This window comes from Pseudomonas sp. A125 (genome assembly GCF_055409485.1).
Genome location: NZ_JBUZVP010000027.1, coordinates 1 through 17,983, shown reverse-complemented (window position 1 = coordinate 17,983; position 17,983 = coordinate 1). Strand labels below are relative to the sequence as shown.

Here is a 17,983-nt window from a genome sequence, read left to right as displayed (position 1 = left end):
AGGCAGGCCCGTCGGTTTTTTTGCTTAAGACCGCAGGGGAGTTAATCAATGGGCAATGTCCAGACCGCCGCCAGTGCACAAGAGGCGCAGTGGCGCCAGGCACCGGGTGGTGAGTTGGTCGACCTTGGCCGGCCGCATCGCGCGCCGTTGGGGCAGTTGCGTACGCAGAAAACCCCCAAGGGTGTGTTAAGCCGGCGTGAAGCGATCCTGTTGGGGATTCTCGCGTTGGCCTTGCATGGTGCGGTGATCTATTGGGTCAGCCAGAAGCCAACCCCGGCGTTGCCGATTGTGCCGCCGGAAATCCCGCCAATGACGATCGAGTTTTCCCAGCCGGCCCCGCCGGTTGTAGAGCCGCCACCCCCCGTGCCGCCGCCACCGCCGCCACCTGTTGTGGAGCCACCGCCACCGGTGGTCGATGAGTTGGCCGCCAAGCCGGCGCCGAAAAAGATTCCGAAACCCAAGCCGGTACAAAAAACCGTGCCCAAGCCGGCGCCCAAGCCTGTCGCCGAGCAGCCGCCCGCGCCGCCGGTACCAGCGCCGCCGGCACCAGCACCGCCTGCACCAGCGCCAGTCACACCGGCCTCGGCCAACGCCGCCTACCTGAAGAACCCGGCGCCCGAATACCCGTCACTGGCCCAGCGCCGGGGTTGGGAAGGCACGGTGTTGTTGCGGGTGCATGTATTGGCCACCGGCAAGCCGGGTGAGATCCAGATTCAGAAAAGCAGTGGTCGCCAGCAACTCGACGAAGCCGCGTTGGCTGCCGTGAAGCGCTGGAGTTTTGTACCGGCCAAGCAGGGCGATGTGGCCCAGGACGGCTGGGTCAGCGTACCGATCGATTTCAAGATTCATTAATTATTGGGAGGCGGTGTGTTGGACACATCGCGACCTGCACAGAGGGGAAACATCATGGCATTAGCATCTCCAACTGAATCCATCGAAAGCGCGGTCATCTGGCTGCTGGTGGTCTTTTCGGTCGCCACCTGGGGCTTGGCCCTGCTCAAGGGCGTGCAGTTCGGCCGCCTCAAGTCCCAGGATCGCAAGTTCCACAAACAGTTTTGGGCCGCGTCCAGTCTGGACTCGGCCGCCGAACTCGCTGAAACCAGGCCCGGCGCGGCTGCCCGTGTGGCCCAGGCCGGTTACGCCGCGATCCAGGTCGGTGAGGCGCCCCATGCCGCTGACTTGAGCCAGGCGATCAACCACCAGGACCGCCTCGAACGAGCACTGCGCCAACAGATCGTACGTGAGCGTCGTTCTCTGGAAACCGGCCTGGCCGTGGTTGCGAGTATCGGCAGCACTTCGCCGTTTATCGGCCTGTTCGGCACTGTGTGGGGCATCATGGAAGCCCTCAAGGGCATCAGCGCCGCCGGCTCCGCCAGCCTCGAAACCGTGGCTGGCCCGATCGGTGCGGCGCTGGTCGCCACTGGCGTGGGTATTGCGGTCGCAGTACCGGCGGTGCTGGTCTACAACTACTTCCTGCGTCGTCTGAAACTCACCGCCGCTGACCTTGATGACTTCGCTCACGACTTCTACAGCCTGGCGCAGAAGAACTCCTTCCGTGTGCTGCTGCACCCGACGCTGAACAAAGCGGGTGCCCAGGGCGGCGCGCAAAAAGTGAAGGAGGCGTCCTGAGATGGCCTTCTCCACGCAAGACAGTGATGAGGTGTTGAGCGAGATCAACGTCACGCCGCTGGTGGACGTGATGCTGGTGCTGCTGGTGGTGTTTATCGTCACCGCGCCGCTGTTGACCAACGCGATTCCGATCAACTTGCCCAAGACTGAGGCGGTGGCTCCGGTGGAGCAGAAAGACCCGCTGGTGGTGAGTATTGATGCGGCCGGCAAACTGTTTATCAACAAGGATGAAATCCAGCCTGATTTGCTGGAATTCAACCTGCAGTCGGCCAAGGCCAAGGACCCGGATGTTCGGGTGCAACTGCAGGCTGACGATGGAGTGAACTACGGCGAAGTGGCGCGAGCCATGGCGTCTATCGAACGGGCGGGGATTACCAAGCTGTCGGTGATTACTGCGCGTTAGTTTCAAATGCCTCGACAATTTTTTTGGCCGTTTCCTTGGCAGGGTGCGGCCTTTTTTTTGCCTGCGGGTTGGGGGTACATATCCGTTATTTGGGTGATGGCTGATATGGGTTCCGCTCTTACAGCGGCTCACTTTTGAACAGCGCAAAAGTAAGCAAAACGCTCTTGCCCCACCACTCGGCACCTCGCTTAGGCTCGGTGTGCCCTCACTCCGGCTTTGGAGCGTGGGCCGCCGTCATGGGCCATCCCTGGCCCAGGACGGCTAACCCGGCGTCCTGCCGGGTTACCCACGCTCCAAAGCCTGCGTTCGGCCAGCGTGGTTTAACGGGGCGCCTAAGATCAAGATCACAAGCAGATCAAGAACACAGCGGCCTACAGGCCGGCTTGAGTGTTAAAAGCAACAGCAAAATCAACAGCGAGCACGACAACTACCCTGACACCGGGGCACGGTTCAAATGTAGGAGCTGGCTTGCCTGCGATGGCATCGCCTCTGTGTATCTGAAAGACCGAGTCGCCTGCATCGCCGGCAAGCCAGCTCCTACAGCTTTTGCCTTGGCTTTTAACACTCAGGTCGGCTTTCAGGCCGCCGTGCTCTTGCTTTTGATCTTGATCTGACTGCCCCATTCAGCCCGAGGCCGAACGCAGGGATTGAGGAGCGGGTAAACCGGCAGGACGCCGGTTTAGCCGCGACGGGCCAGGGACGGGCCGTCGCGGCGGCCCGCGGAGCAATGCCGGAGTGAGGGCACACCGAGCCTAGGCGAGGTGCCGACAGGCGGGGCAGAGCGTTTTGGTTACTTTTGCGCTTTTCAAAAGTGACCCGCTGTAAGAGCGGAACCAATAGCAGCCCTTACCTAAATAACGGATATGTACCCTAAACCCCCACACCTCCCTCAGTCCGTCATTTTGGTTATTAACAAATAGCTTCTTATTCCTTAACGAATATATACCCCGTGCCTATACTGACCCACAACGTTAAACGCTGCAGGAGGGCACACCCATGCACAGCGAGTCGATTCGTTATCTGATCGTGCCGGGCTGGCAAGGATCGCCAGAAGATCATTGGCAAAGTCATTGGCAGAACAGCCTGCCCAACAGCGCCCGCGTGGAGCAGGCCGACTGGCTCACCCCACGCCGTGAAGACTGGGTGGCGGCACTGGCCGAAGCCATCGCCGCCGACAGCACCCCGGTAATTCTGATTGCCCACAGCCTGGGCTGCATCACCGTTGCCCATTGGGCCGCCACCGCCCCAGTGCAGTTTCTGCGTCAGGTCCGCGGCGCCTTGCTGGTGGCCCCGGCAGATGTCGAACGCCCCGCCTGCGCCCCCGCCCTGCGTAATTTCGCGCCAATCCCCAACCACCTGTTGCCGTTCCCAAGCCAGGTCGTCAGCTCCGACAACGACAGCGCCGTCAGCGCACCTCGTGCGCTGGAACTGGCACGTAACTGGGGCGCCGAATCGGGAATTCTCGCGGGTGCCGGGCACATCAATGTGAAGTCCGGCCATCAACGCTGGGAACAAGGCTTCGCCTACCTCTACCGCCTGCAAAATCGCCTGGAACATCACTCCCGGCGCCGTGCATAAAATTTTTTAAACGCCCCTTCCCCTTCGTGGATGGGGCGGGAGTCTGCCATGAGCCTGCATGAAACCTTCGGTCAGCCACTGTTGACCTTCCCCGACGCCGAAAAAAGCCCCCTGAGCATTCGCGCCAAGGCGCTGGTGTTTGTCGACCCGCGTTCGCGCCAACTGCGTGAAGACCTCGAAAACCTCGCCCCCCGCGCCTTGCCCGTGCTGATCCGTGGCGAAACCGGCAGCGGCAAGGAATTGCTCGCGCGTCACATCCACCGTGGCAGCGACCGCACCGGCTTGTTTGTCTCGGTCAATTGCGGCGCCATCAGCCCGACTTACGCCGACGCCGAATTGTTCGGCTATGCCGCAGGCGCCCACAGCGGCGCAGCCAGCAGCCGCGCCGGCTGGTTCGGCTCGGCCAACGGCGGCACGCTGTACCTGGATGAAATCGGCGACTTGCCGTTGCCAATCCAGGTCAAACTCCTGGCGGCGTTGGAAAACCACGAAGTCACCCGTGTCGGTGCCCATCAGCCAAGCCCGGTCGATGTGCGGCTGGTGGCCGCCACCAGCATCGACCTCGCCCAGGCCGTGGCGGCCGGCAAGTTTCACGAGCGCTTGTTTCATTACCTAAGCGAAGGCCAGCTGGAGCTGCCGGCACTGCGCGAGCGGGTGGGCGACATTCTGTCACTGGCCGAGTATTTCCTCGGCATCTATAGCCAGCGCCTCGACTTGCCGGTACCGCTGATCAGCGACGAAGCCCAACGCGTACTGGAGCATCACAGCTGGCCGGGGAACACGCGGGAGTTGGAGAACGTGATTCACTTTGCCCTGCTGGTCAGCAGTGGCGACGAGATTTTGCCGGCGCATTTGAACCTGCCCGTGGCGGGTTCGCCTGTGGAGCAGGTGCGGCGAATTCTTGGCCACGCCAGCGCTGCCGAGGTTGAAGCCCTGAAAAGCTATCTGAAAGAACACGCTGTTTTGTAGGAGCCCGGCTTGCCGGAGATGGCGTCCTCAGGAGCATCGCAAGGCTCAAGACCGCCATCGCCGGCAAGCCGGGCTCCTACATGAACAAAATGGAATATCAAAGTGAATAAAAAGTATTGTTCTGGAATAAAAAACCTCGGTATTGTCCGCTTCACGCCGCGATAGCACTTCGCTGGCACTCAACTAAAAAGCGGCCGTCAGAGACGACCCGGATTTTCGATAAGGACACTGCATGAAAAAGGTTCTGTTGTTTACCGCACTGGCGGCTGCCCTGACTGCAAGCTTCGCCCAGGCCAACGAGAAACTGGTGGTAGCCGCTACGCCGATCCCGCACGCCGAGATCCTTGAGCTGGTCAAGCCGACCCTGGCCAAAGAAGGCGTGGACCTGGAAATCAAAGTCTTCACCGACTACGTACAGCCAAACGTGCAGGTTGCCGAGAAGCGTCTGGACGCCAACTACTTCCAGACCCTGCCGTACCTGGAAAACTTCAACAAGGGTAAAGGCACCAACCTGGTCACCGTGGTCGGTGTGCACGTAGAACCCTTCGGCGGTTACTCGAAAAAAATCAAAAATATCTCTGAGCTCAAAGATGGCGCCACCGTGGCCATCCCGAACGAAGGCAGCAACTCCGGCCGTGCCCTGCTGCTGCTGCAGAAAGCTGGCGTGATCACCCTGAAAGATCCAACCAACGCCCTGGCCACGCCGAAAGACATCGCCAGCAACCCCAAAAACCTGAAATTCAAAGAGCTGGAATCGGCCCTGCTGCCACGTGTCCTGGACCAGGTTGACCTGGACCTGATCAACACCAACTACGCCCTGGAAGCTGGCCTGAACCCGGCCAAGGACGCGTTGATCATCGAAGACGCCAAGTCGCCGTACGTGAACTTCCTGGTTGCCCGCCCGGACAACAAGGACAGCGATGCGATCCAGAAGCTGGCCAAAGCCCTGACCAGCCCTGAAGTCAAAGCCTTCATCGAGAAGAAATACAACGGCGCTGTCGTGCCGGCGTTCTGATCGAGCCCCAAAACCTCCTTCAAGGTTTAAACGCCGACGGCTTCTACAGCGTCGGCGTTTTTTATGGTTGGAATGCGGTCAAAACTGTGGGAGCAGGCAAGCCAGCTCCCCCATTGGGACTGTGTCAGCTCAGATATTTCGACTGTTAATGGCCCTGCGCAACGCCACCAGCCACTTCACCAGTTCCTGCGGATCAATCGGTTTTGCCTCTGTCATCGCTGATTCCCTCGCTTGTGATTGGCCTTCAGTCTGGCCTTGCGCCGCTCATCCCTGTAGTGCAGCACCGATAAACAGAATGTTCCTACCTTGCGCAGAACAGTAGCTGTCATCCGCCTGCACCGCGAATCCGCAGGTTATCTATTTGGGTGATATCAATATGCTATTTCGGTATTTAAATTTTATTTTTTATACCTTTAAAGTCGGCGCTACTCAGCGTTACCCACGCTGAACCGGACCGCACCAACGCCGCATTACCCTTGTGGCGTCAGGGATTTGAGATGACCTTCGATTACGCATTTATCCTCAGCACGCTGCCGGCGTTTCTCAAGGCCGTGGGCGTGACCTTGCAAGTCGGCTTGATCGCCATTGGCACCTCCATGCTGGTGGCCTTGATCAACGCCGCGCTGCTGGTATTTCGCACGCCTTACGTGTGGCGCCTGGTGGCGCTGTACGTCGAGCTGGCGCGCAACACACCGCTGCTGATCCAGCTGTTTTTCGTCTACTTCGCGTTGCCGGCCCTGGGGCTGAATATCTCCGGGTTCTGGGCGGCGATCATCACCATGACCTTTCTTGGCGGCGCCTACCTCACCGAAGTGCTGCGCGCCGGTGTCGAGGCGGTGCCGCTGGCACAGATCGAGTCGGGCAAGTCCATCGGCCTGTCCCACTGGCAGCTACTGCGTCATGTGATCCTGCCCCAGGCCGGGATCCTCAGCCTGCCGGCACTGTTTGCGAACTTCATTTTCCTGCTCAAGGAAACCACGATCGTGTCAGCCGTGGCGGTGCCAGAGATTCTCTACACCACCAAAAGCTACATCGCCCTCTACTACAAAACCTACGAAATGCTCGCCGTGCTGACGCTGATCTGCGTGCTGTTATTCCTGCCGCTGTCGCTGCTGCTCAACCGCCTTGAAAGGAGGCTCCAGCATGGCCAGTTCGGGTCTTGAATTACTCTGGGTGTCGTTGCCGCAACTGGGCAAGGGCGCTGCGCAAACCCTGTCGATCTCATTCTTGAGCATCGCCTTCAGCACCGTTGGTGGCGTGGTGTATGGCGTATTGCGCACGCTGAATTCGAAAGCCATCAACCTGGTGCTGCGCATTTACCTGGAGCTGTTCCGCGCCATCCCGGTGCTGGTGTGGTTGTACCTGCTGTTCTTCGGCCTGCCGATTTTCTTCGGCCTGAGCATCCCAAGCTTCTGGTGCGCGGTGCTGGTGTTGTCGCTGTGGGGCGCCAGTGAAGTGGGCGAAGTGGTGCGCGGCGCCCTGCATTCGTTGCCCCGCGGCCAGCGTGAAGCCGGCCTGTCGATTGGCCTGTCGGACCCGCAGCTGTACGGCTACGTGCTGCTGCCCCAGGCCCTGAAACGCATGACCCCGCCGACCATCAACGTCTACACCCGCATTATCAAGACCAGCTCGCTGGCGGTGCTGATCGGTGTGGTGGACGTGATCAAGGTCGGCCAGCAAATCATCGAGCGCACCTACGAGTCGGTGTTGATCTACGGCGCGCTGTTCCTGTTTTTCTTCTTTATCTGCTACCCGTTGTCGGCCGCCTCCAAGGTGCTGGAACGGCGCTGGGCCCACGCATGAGCGCATTGATCGAGTTCCAGGGTTTCAATAAATTTTTCGGCGACCAGCAGGTGCTCAAGGGCATCGACCTGAGTGTGCAAAGCGGCGAAGTGGTGGTGATTCTCGGCCCCAGCGGCTGCGGCAAAAGCACCTTGCTACGTTGCCTCAATGGCCTGGAAGTGGCCCACAGCGGCAGCCTGCGTTTTGCCGGTAAAGAGCTGCTGGACAAGGCCACCGACTGGCGCCAGGTACGCCAGGACGTGGGCATGGTGTTCCAGAGTTACCACCTGTTCCCGCACATGAGCGTGCTCGAGAATATTTTGCTCGGCCCGTTGAAAGTACAAAAACGCGAGCCCCGCGAAGCCCGTGCCCAGGCTGAAAAGCTGCTGGAGCGGGTGGGCCTTTGCGACAAACGCGACGCTTACCCGCGCCAGCTCTCGGGCGGCCAGCAACAACGCATCGCCATCGTCCGCTCGTTGTGCATGAACCCACAGGTCATGCTGTTTGACGAAGTCACCGCCGCCCTCGACCCGGAAATGGTCAAGGAAGTATTGGAAGTGATCCAGGGCCTGGCCCGGGACGGCATGACCCTGCTGATCGTCACCCATGAAATGGCCTTCGCCCGCGCCGTCGCCGACCGCGTGGTGTTTATGGAAGCCGGCCGCATCCTCGAACAAAACACCCCTGAGGCATTCTTTACGAACCCGCAAACCGCACGCGCGCAGCAGTTCCTGGAGAAGTTCTCCTTCGTTTCAACACTGCCCAAAAGAACCAAGGAATTGGAGCTGCTATGAAAACTGCCACGTTGTTATTCCCCCTGTTCGGCCTCGCTCTGCTGGCCGGCTGCAACAAATCCGAAGAGCCCGCCAAGACGGCTGCTGCCACCCCGGCTCCGGCTGCGGTGAGCTACATCGACAAGATCAAGGCGCGGGACAAGCTGATCGTCGGCGTATTTACCGACAAGCCGCCGTTTGGTTTTGTGGACGAGTCCGGTCGCTACGTCGGCTTCGATACCGACATCGGCCGCCGTTTTGCCAAGGACCTGCTGGGCGACGAGAACAAGGTTGAATTCGTCGCGGTGGAACCGGCGAGCCGCATTCCGTTCCTGCAAAGCGACAAGGTCGACCTGATCCTCGCGAACATGACCGTGACACCTGAGCGCAAGGAAGCGGTGGACTTCACCAACCCCAACCTGAAAGTGGCGGTGCAGGCACTGGTGGCCAACACCAGCGAAGTGAAAAACCTGGACGACCTGGCGACCCGCACCACCATCGTCACCACCGGCACCACGGCTGATATCTGGCTGACCAAGAACCACCCGGACTGGAAACTGCTGAAGTTCGAGAAAAACTCCGAGTCGCTGCAAGCGCTGTCGGCCGGCCGTGGTGATGCGTATGCGCAAGACAACCTGGTGTTGTTCAGCTGGGCCAAGCAGAACCCGGGCTACCGTGTGCTGGAGCAAAAATTGGGCGATGAAGCGCCGATTGCGCCGGCGGTGAAGAAGGGCAACATCGAACTGCGTGACTGGGTGAATACCGAGTTGGCCAAGCTGGGCGAAGAGAAGTATTTGCTCAAGCTGTATGACCAGTATGTTCGCAAGGAACTGAGCGATGACACCAAGCCGGAAAGCGTGATTGTTGAAGGCGGCAAGTGGCAGGGTTGACTATGCGGTAACTGTTCTACCGCTATCGCAGGCAAGCCAGCTCCCACCTTTGAATGTATTCACAAATCAAAATGTGGGAGGGGGCTTGCCCGCGATGAGGCCATGTCAGGCACCGCCTAACTCGGCCAATGCCACGCCGGCTCATCCAGCACCCGCTGCCCCACCACCTGCGTCTGCCCCATCACCTTCTCCAGCACAATCGAGTTGCACCCGTGATCCTGCTGCAACGCCGCAATCAAGCGGCTGGCATGCGACACCACCCACACCTGACACTGCTGCGACACCTGGATGATCAAACGCGCCAACGCCGGCAACAGGTCCGGGTGCAAACTGGTTTCCGGTTCGTTGAGTACCATCATCGTTGGCGGCCTCGGCGTCAGCAGCGCCGCCACCAGCAGCAGATAGCGCAAGGTTCCGTCCGACAACTCTGCCGCCGACAATGGCCGCAGCAACCCTTCCTGATAAAATTCGATGGCAAAGCGGCCACCCTGCAAGGGCGTGATATTCAACCGTGCCCCGGGAAACGCATCGCTGATCGCCCGCTGCAATGCCTCGGGGTCGCCAATCTCGCGGATGGTCTGCAACGCCGCTGCCAGGTCCCGACCGTCGTGATGCAACACCGGCGTACGCGTGCCCAGTTGCGGTTGGCGCACCGGGGCGTCGACGTCGCTGCGAAAGTGATCATAAAAGCGCCAGCCGCGAATGCTTTCGCGCAGCAGCAGCACTTCCGGCGAACCCCGCAGGCTGCCGACCTGATCGAACAGGCTGTGGTAGTCCGGCGTGTGCTGGGCCAATACATCCCAGGCGCGGCCATCCCGGGCTCGCACCATCGGGCCGGAGCGCTGTACCAGCAGGCTCGCCGGGCGGTACACGTGGCCGGCCCAGATGCATTCCTTCTTGATCTGCGGGTCCAGGGTAAAGAACGACTGTTTGTCGGGCTCCGGCAACCCGAGAGAGATCGCATAGCTGAAATCTTCCCCGGCAAACCCCAGGCGCAAGCGCTTGGCTCCCTTCGACACGCTCGCCTCCACCGCCACCTCGCCATTGAGCATGCGCCGGCTGATGTTTTCCGGCCCGGCCCAGAAGGTTGAATCCAGCCCGCCCTCACGGGCCAATGCGTTGATCACCCCGCCCTGGGCCGTCTCCGCCAGCAACCGCAGGGCGCGATACAGGTTGGACTTGCCGCTGCCATTGGGGCCGGTGATCAGGTTCAACCGATCCAGCGGCACCACCAATTTGTTGATTGAGCGGTAATTGGCCACCGCGAGGGTCTTGAGCATGGGAAAAATTATCGGCGTGGGAACCATTGGAGTATGGGATTCTCCATGCAGATAAGGAACCCTGTTCTAAGCTCACAGTCGCATAGACACTGGCACGGCGGCATCACGCAAAAGGAGCCTGCATGGGCGGTCCCACCTCCACATTTATCCTCGGCCTTGGCCTGCTGGCGCTGTTGAGCGGTTGCGGCCAGGAAAAAGCCGAACCCAAAGAACATTCCCGGGTGTTTGTGCAGACCGTGAAGTCTTCCGACTTTGCGGCCGCCGTGACCTTGACCGGCGATATCCAGGCGCGGGTGCAGACCGATCTGTCATTCCGCGTGGGCGGCAAGATCATCCAGCGCATGGTGGATGTCGGTGACCGCGTCAGCGCCAGGCAGGTGTTGGCCAAGCTCGATCCGAAAGACTTACAGACCAATGTCGATTCCGCCCAGGCCCAGGTGGTCGCCGAGCAGGCGCGGGTCAAACAGACCGCTGCCGCGTTTGTGCGCCAGGAGAAACTCCTGCCTAAGGGCTACACCAGCCGCAGCGAATACGACTCCGCCCAAGCCGCGTTGCGCAGCAGCCAAAGCGCGCTGACCGCCGCCCAGGCGCAGTTGGCCAACGCCCGTGAACAGTTGGGCTATACCTCGCTGATCGCCGATGCGCCGGGCATCATCACCGCGCGCCAGGCCGAGGTGGGCCAGGTGGTGCAGGCCACCGTGCCGATTTTCAGCCTGGCCCGGGATGGCGAGCGCGACGCGGTGTTCAACGTCTATGAATCACTGCTGGTGGAGCCGCCACCGGACAAACCGATCACCGTCAGCCTGCTGGAAAACCCGCAGATTACCGCCGTGGGCAAGGTGCGCGAAGTCACCCCGGCCGTGGCTGCGAATACCGGCACGGTGCAAGTCAAGATCGCCCTCGATGCACTGCCCAAGGGCATGCAATTGGGCTCGGTGGTCAGCGCCACCGCCAATGGCCCGGCCAAGGCCAGTATCGAGTTGCCGTGGGCCGCGTTGACCAAAGACATCAGTGCGCCGGCAGTTTGGTTGATTGACGGCGACGGCAAGGCGCAGCTGCACAAGGTCACCGTGGCGCGCTATCTAACCGGCAAGGTGATCATCAGCGACGGCCTCAAGGGTGGCGAAAAAGTCGTGGTGGCCGGCGGGCAATTGCTGCACCCCGGCATGCTCGTGGAAATCGCCCAGCCGCCGGATCAGGCCCAGGCCCAAGGGGTGCAGCCATGAAGCGGCTGACGTGTATGCTTGCCGCCAGCCTGCTGTTGATGGCGTGCTCCAAGGAAGAACCGGCGCCGGAACCGGTGCGCCCGGTACTGTCGATTGAAGTGAAATCCGAAGACCAGGAAAACCTCGGCCGCTTCGCCGGTACCATCCAGGCCCGTTATGAAAGCAACCTCGGTTTCCGTGTGCCCGGCCGTATCGCCCGGCGCGCGGTCGACGTGGGCGCTGAAGTGGAGCAGGGCGCGTTGCTGGCCGTGCTCGACCCCACCGATCAACAGAACCAGTTGCGTGCCGCCCAGGGCGACCTGGCCCGTGTTGAGGCCCAGTGGATCAACGCCCAGGCCAACGCACGTCGACAACAAGAGTTGTTCAGCCGGGGCGTCGGCGCCCAGGCCCAACTGGACATCGCCCAGACGGACCTTAAAACCACCCAGGCCTCCCTTGACCAAGCCAAGGCCTCGGTCAACCAGGCCAAGGACCAGCTCAACTACAGCGAGCTGCGTACCGACCATGCGGGCATCGTCACCGCCTGGAATGCCGAGGCCGGCCAGGTGGTTGCCGCCGGGCAGCAAGTGGTGACCCTGGCGCGTCCGGACATCAAGGAGGCCGTCATCGATTTGCCTGCGGGTCTCGCCGAGCGCCTGCCACCCGACGTGGTGTTCCTGGTCGCCGGGCAAATGGACCCAACCGTCAGCACCACCGCCACCGTGCGTGAGATCGAACCCCAGGCCCAAAGCGCGACCCGCACCCGACGTGCGCGCCTGACCCTGGCCGAAACGCCGCCCGCGTTTCGCCTCGGCACCGCCATCAGCGTGACCCTGAGTTCGGCCATCGCCCCGCGCATCGAGCTGCCCCTGAGCGCCTTGCAGGAAGCCGACGGCAAGACCCGCATCTGGGTTATCGACACCCAAAGCCAGACCGTGCAACCGCGTGATGTCAGCATCGTCAGCCGTGACGCCGACAGCGCCTTGCTCAACGCCGGCGTCAAACCCGGCGAGCGCGTGGTGAGTGCCGGTGTGAACAGCCTGAAGCCTGGGCAAAAAGTCAAAATCGACGAGGACAGCCCGCGATGAAAGGGAGCTTCAACTTATCCGACTGGGCCCTCAAGCATCAGTCCTTCGTCTGGTACCTGATGTTCGTCGCGCTGTTGATGGGCGTGTTCTCGTACATGAACCTTGGCCGCGAGGAAGACCCGTCTTTCACCATCAAGACCATGGTGATCCAAACCCGCTGGCCCGGCGCGACCCAGGAAGAAACCCTCAAGCAGGTCACCGACCGCATCGAGAAAAAACTCGAAGAGCTCGACTCCCTCGACTACGTAAAAAGCTACACCCGGCCGGGTGAGTCCACGGTGTTTGTGTTCCTGCGGGACACCACCAGTGCCAAGGCGATCCCGGAGATCTGGTACCAGGTACGCAAGAAAATCGACGACATCCGCGGCAGCTTTCCCCAGGGATTGCAGGGGCCATCGTTCAACGACGAGTTCGGTGATGTGTTCGGCTCGGTGTATGCGTTTACCGCCGATGGCTTGTCGATGCGCCAGTTGCGCGATTACGTCGAGCAAGCGCGCGCCGAGATTCGTTCGGTGCCGGGGTTGGGCAAGGTCGAGATGATCGGCCAGCAGGACGAAGTGATTTACCTGAACTTCTCCACCCGCAAACTTGCGGCGCTGGGGATTGATCAGCGCCAGGTGGTGCAAAGCCTGCAATCGCAGAATGCGGTGACGCCGGCCGGGGTGATCGAGGCCGGGCCGGAGCGGATTTCGGTGCGCACCTCCGGGCAGTTCGCCTCGGAGAAGGACCTGGCCAACGTCAACCTGCGGCTCAACGACCGTTTTTATCGACTGGCGGATGTGGCGCAAATCACCCGTGGCTATGTCGACCCGTCGACGCCGATGTTCCGGTTCAACGGCAAGCCTGCCATCGGCTTGGCCATCGCCATGCAAAAGGGCGGCAACATCCAGGACTTCGGCAAGGCCCTGCACAAACGCATGGATGAGCTGACGGCCGACCTGCCGGTGGGTGTGGGCGTGCACAAGGTGTCCGACCAGGCCGAAGTGGTGGAAGAGGCCGTGGGCGGCTTCACCAGTGCGCTGTTTGAAGCGGTGATCATCGTGCTGGTGGTGAGCTTTATCAGCCTCGGTGTGCGCGCGGGCTTGGTGGTGGCGTGTTCGATTCCGTTGGTGCTGGCGCTGGTATTTGTGTTTATGGAATACAGCGGCATCACCATGCAACGGGTGTCGCTGGGTGCGTTGATCATCGCCCTCGGCCTGTTGGTGGACGACGCGATGATCACCGTGGAGATGATGATCACACGCCTGGAAAAAGGCGAAACCAAGGAGCAGGCGGCAACCTTTGCCTATACCTCCACGGCGTTCCCGATGTTGACCGGCACGCTGGTAACCGTCGCCGGTTTTGTACCGATCGGCCTTAACGCCAGTTCGGCGGGTGAATACACCTTCACCTTGTTCGCGGTGATTGCCGTGGCGATGCTGGTGTCGTGGGTGGTCGCCGTATTGTTCGCGCCGGTGCTGGGGGTGCATATCCTCAGCAGCAAGGTCAAACCCCACAGCGCCGAGCCGGGCCGGGTGGGCCGGGCCTTCAATGGCGGCATGCTCTGGGCCATGCGCAACCGCTGGTGGGCCATCGGCATTACCGTGCTGTTGTTCGTGGCGTCGGTGTTTTCCATGCAGTTCGTGCAGAACCAGTTTTTCCCGTCTTCGGACCGTCCGGAAATCCTCGTCGACCTGAACCTGCCGCAAAACGCCTCGATCAACGAGACCCGCAAGGCCGTCGACCGCCTTGAAGCGATCATCAAGGACGACCCGGACATCGCGCGCTGGAGCACCTACATCGGCCAGGGCGCGATCCGTTTCTACCTGCCGCTGGACCAGCAACTGGAGAACCCGTACTACGCGCAGTTGGTGATTGTCAGCAAGGGCCTGGAAGAGCGTGGCGCGCTGATTGCGCGCCTGCAAAAACGCCTGCGGGAAGATTTTGTCGGCGTCGGCAGCTTTGTGCAGCCACTGGAAATGGGCCCGCCGGTGGGGCGTCCGATCCAGTACCGGGTGTCTGGCAAGGACATCGACCAGGTGCGCAAACACGCGATCGAACTGGCGACGATGCTCGATAAGAACACCCACATGGGCGAGATCATCTACGACTGGAACGAGCCGGGCAAAGTCCTGCGGGTGGACATCGCCCAGGACAAGGCGCGGCAACTGGGGCTGTCGTCGGAAGACGTGGCGCAGTTGATGAACAGCGTGGTCAGTGGTGCGTCGGTGACCCAGGTGCATGACGATATCTACCTGATCAACGTCGTCGGCCGCGCCGAAGATGCCGAGCGCGGTACGCCGGAGACTTTGCAGAACCTGCAGATCGTCACGCCCAACGGCACCTCGATTCCGCTGCTGGCATTCGCCACCGTGCGCTATGAGCTTGAACAGCCGTTGGTGTGGCGCCGGGATCGCAAACCGACCATCACCATCAAGGCGGCGGTACGCGACGACATGCAACCGACCGACCTGGTGAAACAGCTCAAGCCGGACATCGACAAGTTCAGTGCTGGGTTGCCGGTGGGCTACAAGGTCGCCACCGGCGGCACCGTGGAAGAAAGCGGCAAGGCCCAGGGCCCGATCGCCAAGGTGGTGCCGCTGATGCTGTTCTTGATGGCGACCTTCCTGATGATCCAGCTGCACAGTGTGCAGAAGATGTTCCTGGTGGCCAGCGTTGCGCCGCTGGGGCTGATTGGCGTGGTACTGGCGCTGATTCCCACGGGTACGCCCATGGGCTTTGTGGCGATCCTGGGGATTCTCGCGTTGATCGGCATCATCATTCGCAACTCGGTGATCCTGGTGACGCAGATCGACGCCTACGAACGCGACGGCTACACGCCGTGGGATGCGGTGGTGGAAGCCACCGAACACCGGCGCCGGCCAATCCTGCTGACCGCGGCGGCGGCCAGCCTGGGCATGATCCCTATCGCCCGGGAGGTGTTCTGGGGCCCGATGGCTTATGCGATGATCGGCGGCATAATCATTGCGACGTTGCTGACGCTGCTGTTTTTGCCGGCGCTGTATGTGGCCTGGTACAAGATTCGGGAGCCGAAGCACGAACAGGCCTGAATATGACCCACTGGTTGCGCCACGGGCTGCTGATTGGCAGCCTGGTTTTATCGCCCCTTGCGGGCGCCACGACCGTACTGGAAAACAACCTGTGGCGCATCGAGCTCGACCCGGCCACCCTGGCGATTCGTGCCAAGCCTGCTGACCACGATGCCGTGCAAGCCAGCGATGGAGTCGACGCGCACACGGTTGGCCAACTGACGCAAAGCGCCAAACACGCCAGCTGGCAATGGGACGATGGGGCTTATCGCCTGAGCGCTACCCTTGATCAACGCGACCTGGCCCTGACGATCACCGCCCGTGGTGCCGGTGAGTTGGCGATCTTGCGACAGCCGGCCAGCGCGATGGGCCGCGGCCTGATCTGGCCCCTGGCCGAGGGGCATTACGTGCCGGCCGGCAATGGCGTATGGCAAAAATTCCTGCTGGAGCAGGGCGACGTCAACACCACGCAAGACCTCAGCCTGCCGCTGTGGGGGGTTGATCACGGCACGTTCAGCCTTAACTGGCTGATGACCAACCCCTACAATAACCGCCTGCACTGGCGGGCAGATGGTGCGGGGTTGGCGTTATCCGCGGCCCATGAGTTCACCACGCTGGACCCTGCGGCACCGATGACCCTGCTGTTGCACCTGGGCGAAAGCGACCCGCTGGCCGGCGCCAAGCGTTATCGCCAGTGGCTGGTAGCACAGGGGCGTTATGAGTCGCTGGCGGACAAACTGCAGCAAACCCCGGAAGCGGGAAAATTGCTGGGTGCCAGCCATATCTACCTGTGGGGCAACGACCTGCTGGCCCCGGAGGATGTGCGCGATTGGCCGCAACTGCTCAAATTGCTGCGCAGCGGCAAAGGGCTGGCGGCGCAATTGAATGGCGTGCTGGACAAAGAGGCTGCGCAGGTCCGGCAGGTCAAGCAACCGTATGAGCAAGCCGTGCTCCTGCGGGGATTGAACGCAGCAATCAACAAAAAAGCCCGGCAGGGCTGGCAGCGCTCCACCGAGCCGGGCATGACCGCACTCGCTGAGGGCTATGGGGCACTGCGCAGCGAGTTGGCCGTGGCCTTTGCCGGCGCCTTGAGCGCCACGCCGCAGACCTGGGGCAACACCTTGTCGGTCTCCAACGCGTTGAAAGACGCCGGCCTCAAACGGCTGCTGGTAACCCAGGGCGAAGGCTGGGAAGGCGGGCTTTGGCATCCTGAAGCGGTCAAGGCCGGGGTGGACGCCGGTTACTTGATGGCGCCCTACGACTCTTATGAAACGGCGCTGTCTGCCACTGAAAACCCCGACTGGATCACCGCACACCTGGGCAGCAAGGCCTACCGCGAGTGCGCGATCGTATTGAAGGGTGGCCAGCTCAAGACCGGTTTCCAGAAGTCTGGCCACTACACCGACCCGCGCTGCGTGCGACCGTTGCTGGAAGCGCGGGTCCAGGCGGTGCAAGCCAAATCCGGGTTCAACGCGTGGTTCCTCGACGCCTACGCCACCAGCATGCTGTTCGACAGTTATCGCACCGGCGCCAGCATGACCCAGGCACAGAATGCCGAAGGCAATATCGACGCGTCCCACTGGATCAGTAGCGTGCTCAAGTTGCCGGCAGGCTCGGAGGACGGTAATGCGATTACCGCACGGGGCATTCTGTTTGCCCACGGCATGCAAACGCCGGTGCTGGGCTGGGGTGATCGGCAGATGACTAAGGACAAGCAGTCGCCGTACTTCGTTGGCGCCTGGTACCCGCCGGAACAGCCGGCGGTGTTCTTCAAGTCGGTGCCGTTGAAGGAGCCGTTTCGCACGGTTTATTTCGACCCGGCGATGCGCCTGCCGTTGTATCAGGCGGTGTTCCACGGCTCGGTTATCACCACGCACCACTGGCTATTCGACAGCCTGAAACTGAGCAATGTGCGGCGCGAGAATGAACTGACGCAACTGCTCTACAACGTGCCGCCGCTGTATCACCTGAGTGCGGCGACGGTGAAGCAGCGCTTGCCGGTGATTCAGCGCCAGGATGGATTCTTCCGGCCGCTGCATGAGCGGTTGGCGACTCAGGCGATGACCGATTTTCGCTGGTTGACGGAAGATAAACAGGTGCAGCAGACCACGTTTGCCGATGGGACGCGGTTGGTGGCGAATTTTTCCGGGGAGGTGAGAGAAGGTTATGCGGCGAGCAGCGTAACGGCGTTCATATCCGGCGCATCACCCACAATTTATTCCGTAGCAGCTGTCGAGCCCTAGCGAGGCTGCGTTGGCCGCGCTGCCGAGTTTGAGCCAGGCACGGTGACCGAGGTGCGCCTGACGCAGCCTCGCCAGGGCTCGACAGCTGCTACGGGGGGT

At 61.4% G+C, this 17,983-nt stretch carries 15 protein-coding genes; 14 read left to right on the top strand and 1 reads right to left on the bottom strand.

The window, feature by feature from the left end:
• The first annotated feature begins 48 nt into the window (after nt 1–48).
• The 10 genes from ACZRN6_RS28160 (at nt 49) to ACZRN6_RS28115 (ending at nt 9,039) form a co-directional block, all read left to right on the top strand.
• Nucleotides 49–852 (top strand): energy transducer TonB, encoded by an 804-nt coding sequence (locus tag ACZRN6_RS28160; protein ID WP_464009349.1) that lies wholly within the window; start codon nt 49–51, stop codon nt 850–852.
• A 51-nt stretch (nt 853–903) separates the two neighbouring features.
• On the top strand, nt 904–1,629 hold the full coding sequence (locus ACZRN6_RS28155) for a MotA/TolQ/ExbB proton channel family protein (protein ID WP_088424038.1): 726 nt from the start codon (nt 904–906) through the stop codon (nt 1,627–1,629).
• 1 nt (nt 1,630) lies between these two features.
• Nucleotides 1,631–2,032, top strand: a complete 402-nt coding sequence (locus ACZRN6_RS28150; protein ID WP_003218118.1) for an ExbD/TolR family protein — start codon at nt 1,631–1,633, stop codon at nt 2,030–2,032.
• Nucleotides 2,033–3,028: 996 nt separating this feature from the next.
• Nucleotides 3,029–3,610, top strand: a complete 582-nt coding sequence (locus tag ACZRN6_RS28145) for an alpha/beta hydrolase (RefSeq protein ID WP_464009348.1) — start codon at nt 3,029–3,031, stop codon at nt 3,608–3,610.
• A gap of 48 nt (nt 3,611–3,658) precedes the next feature.
• Nucleotides 3,659–4,579, top strand: a complete 921-nt coding sequence (locus tag ACZRN6_RS28140; protein WP_322142743.1) for a sigma 54-interacting transcriptional regulator — start codon at nt 3,659–3,661, stop codon at nt 4,577–4,579.
• Between the two features lie 232 nt (nt 4,580–4,811).
• Nucleotides 4,812–5,594 carry a MetQ/NlpA family ABC transporter substrate-binding protein gene (locus ACZRN6_RS28135; protein WP_063033612.1) on the top strand — a complete coding sequence of 261 codons (783 nt, stop codon included), beginning with the start codon at nt 4,812–4,814 and terminating at the stop codon, nt 5,592–5,594.
• 497 nt (nt 5,595–6,091) lie between these two features.
• Nucleotides 6,092–6,757 (top strand): amino acid ABC transporter permease, encoded by a 666-nt coding sequence (locus ACZRN6_RS28130; protein WP_322142744.1) that lies wholly within the window; start codon nt 6,092–6,094, stop codon nt 6,755–6,757.
• Nucleotides 6,738–7,397 (top strand): amino acid ABC transporter permease, encoded by a 660-nt coding sequence (locus ACZRN6_RS28125; RefSeq protein ID WP_464009347.1) that lies wholly within the window; start codon nt 6,738–6,740, stop codon nt 7,395–7,397. The genes ACZRN6_RS28130 and ACZRN6_RS28125 overlap by 20 nt, the downstream gene beginning before the upstream one ends.
• Complete coding sequence (locus ACZRN6_RS28120) at nt 7,394–8,170, top strand: amino acid ABC transporter ATP-binding protein (RefSeq protein WP_322142746.1); 777 nt, start codon at nt 7,394–7,396, stop codon at nt 8,168–8,170. The genes ACZRN6_RS28125 and ACZRN6_RS28120 overlap by 4 nt, the downstream gene beginning before the upstream one ends.
• Entirely contained in the window at nt 8,167–9,039 is an 873-nt protein-coding gene (locus ACZRN6_RS28115) for a transporter substrate-binding domain-containing protein (RefSeq protein WP_464009346.1), read from the top strand. Before ACZRN6_RS28120 ends, ACZRN6_RS28115 begins: the two co-directional genes overlap by 4 nt.
• A 116-nt stretch (nt 9,040–9,155) precedes the next feature.
• Here ACZRN6_RS28115 and ACZRN6_RS28110 read toward each other — a convergent pair whose 3' ends face one another.
• On the bottom strand, nt 9,156–10,319 hold the full coding sequence (locus ACZRN6_RS28110; RefSeq protein WP_322142748.1) for an AAA family ATPase: 1,164 nt from the start codon (nt 10,317–10,319) through the stop codon (nt 9,156–9,158).
• A 122-nt stretch (nt 10,320–10,441) separates the two neighbouring features.
• Between ACZRN6_RS28110 and ACZRN6_RS28105 the strand changes: the two genes are divergently transcribed.
• From ACZRN6_RS28105 to ACZRN6_RS28090, 4 genes are read left to right on the top strand one after another with little or no spacing between them, the layout of a single operon-like run.
• Nucleotides 10,442–11,545 carry an efflux RND transporter periplasmic adaptor subunit gene (locus ACZRN6_RS28105; protein WP_464009345.1) on the top strand — a complete coding sequence of 368 codons (1,104 nt, stop codon included), beginning with the start codon at nt 10,442–10,444 and terminating at the stop codon, nt 11,543–11,545.
• Nucleotides 11,542–12,612, top strand: coding sequence for an efflux RND transporter periplasmic adaptor subunit (locus ACZRN6_RS28100; RefSeq protein WP_322142750.1), 1,071 nt, complete (start codon nt 11,542–11,544; stop codon nt 12,610–12,612). The genes ACZRN6_RS28105 and ACZRN6_RS28100 overlap by 4 nt, the downstream gene beginning before the upstream one ends.
• Nucleotides 12,609–15,662 (top strand): efflux RND transporter permease subunit, encoded by a 3,054-nt coding sequence (locus ACZRN6_RS28095; RefSeq protein WP_322142751.1) that lies wholly within the window; start codon nt 12,609–12,611, stop codon nt 15,660–15,662. The genes ACZRN6_RS28100 and ACZRN6_RS28095 overlap by 4 nt, the downstream gene beginning before the upstream one ends.
• Before the next feature lie 2 nt (nt 15,663–15,664).
• Nucleotides 15,665–17,884: a glycoside hydrolase gene (locus tag ACZRN6_RS28090; protein WP_464009344.1), complete on the top strand. Its 2,220-nt coding sequence runs from the start codon at nt 15,665–15,667 to the stop codon at nt 17,882–17,884.
• Nucleotides 17,885–17,983 lie beyond the last annotated feature (99 nt).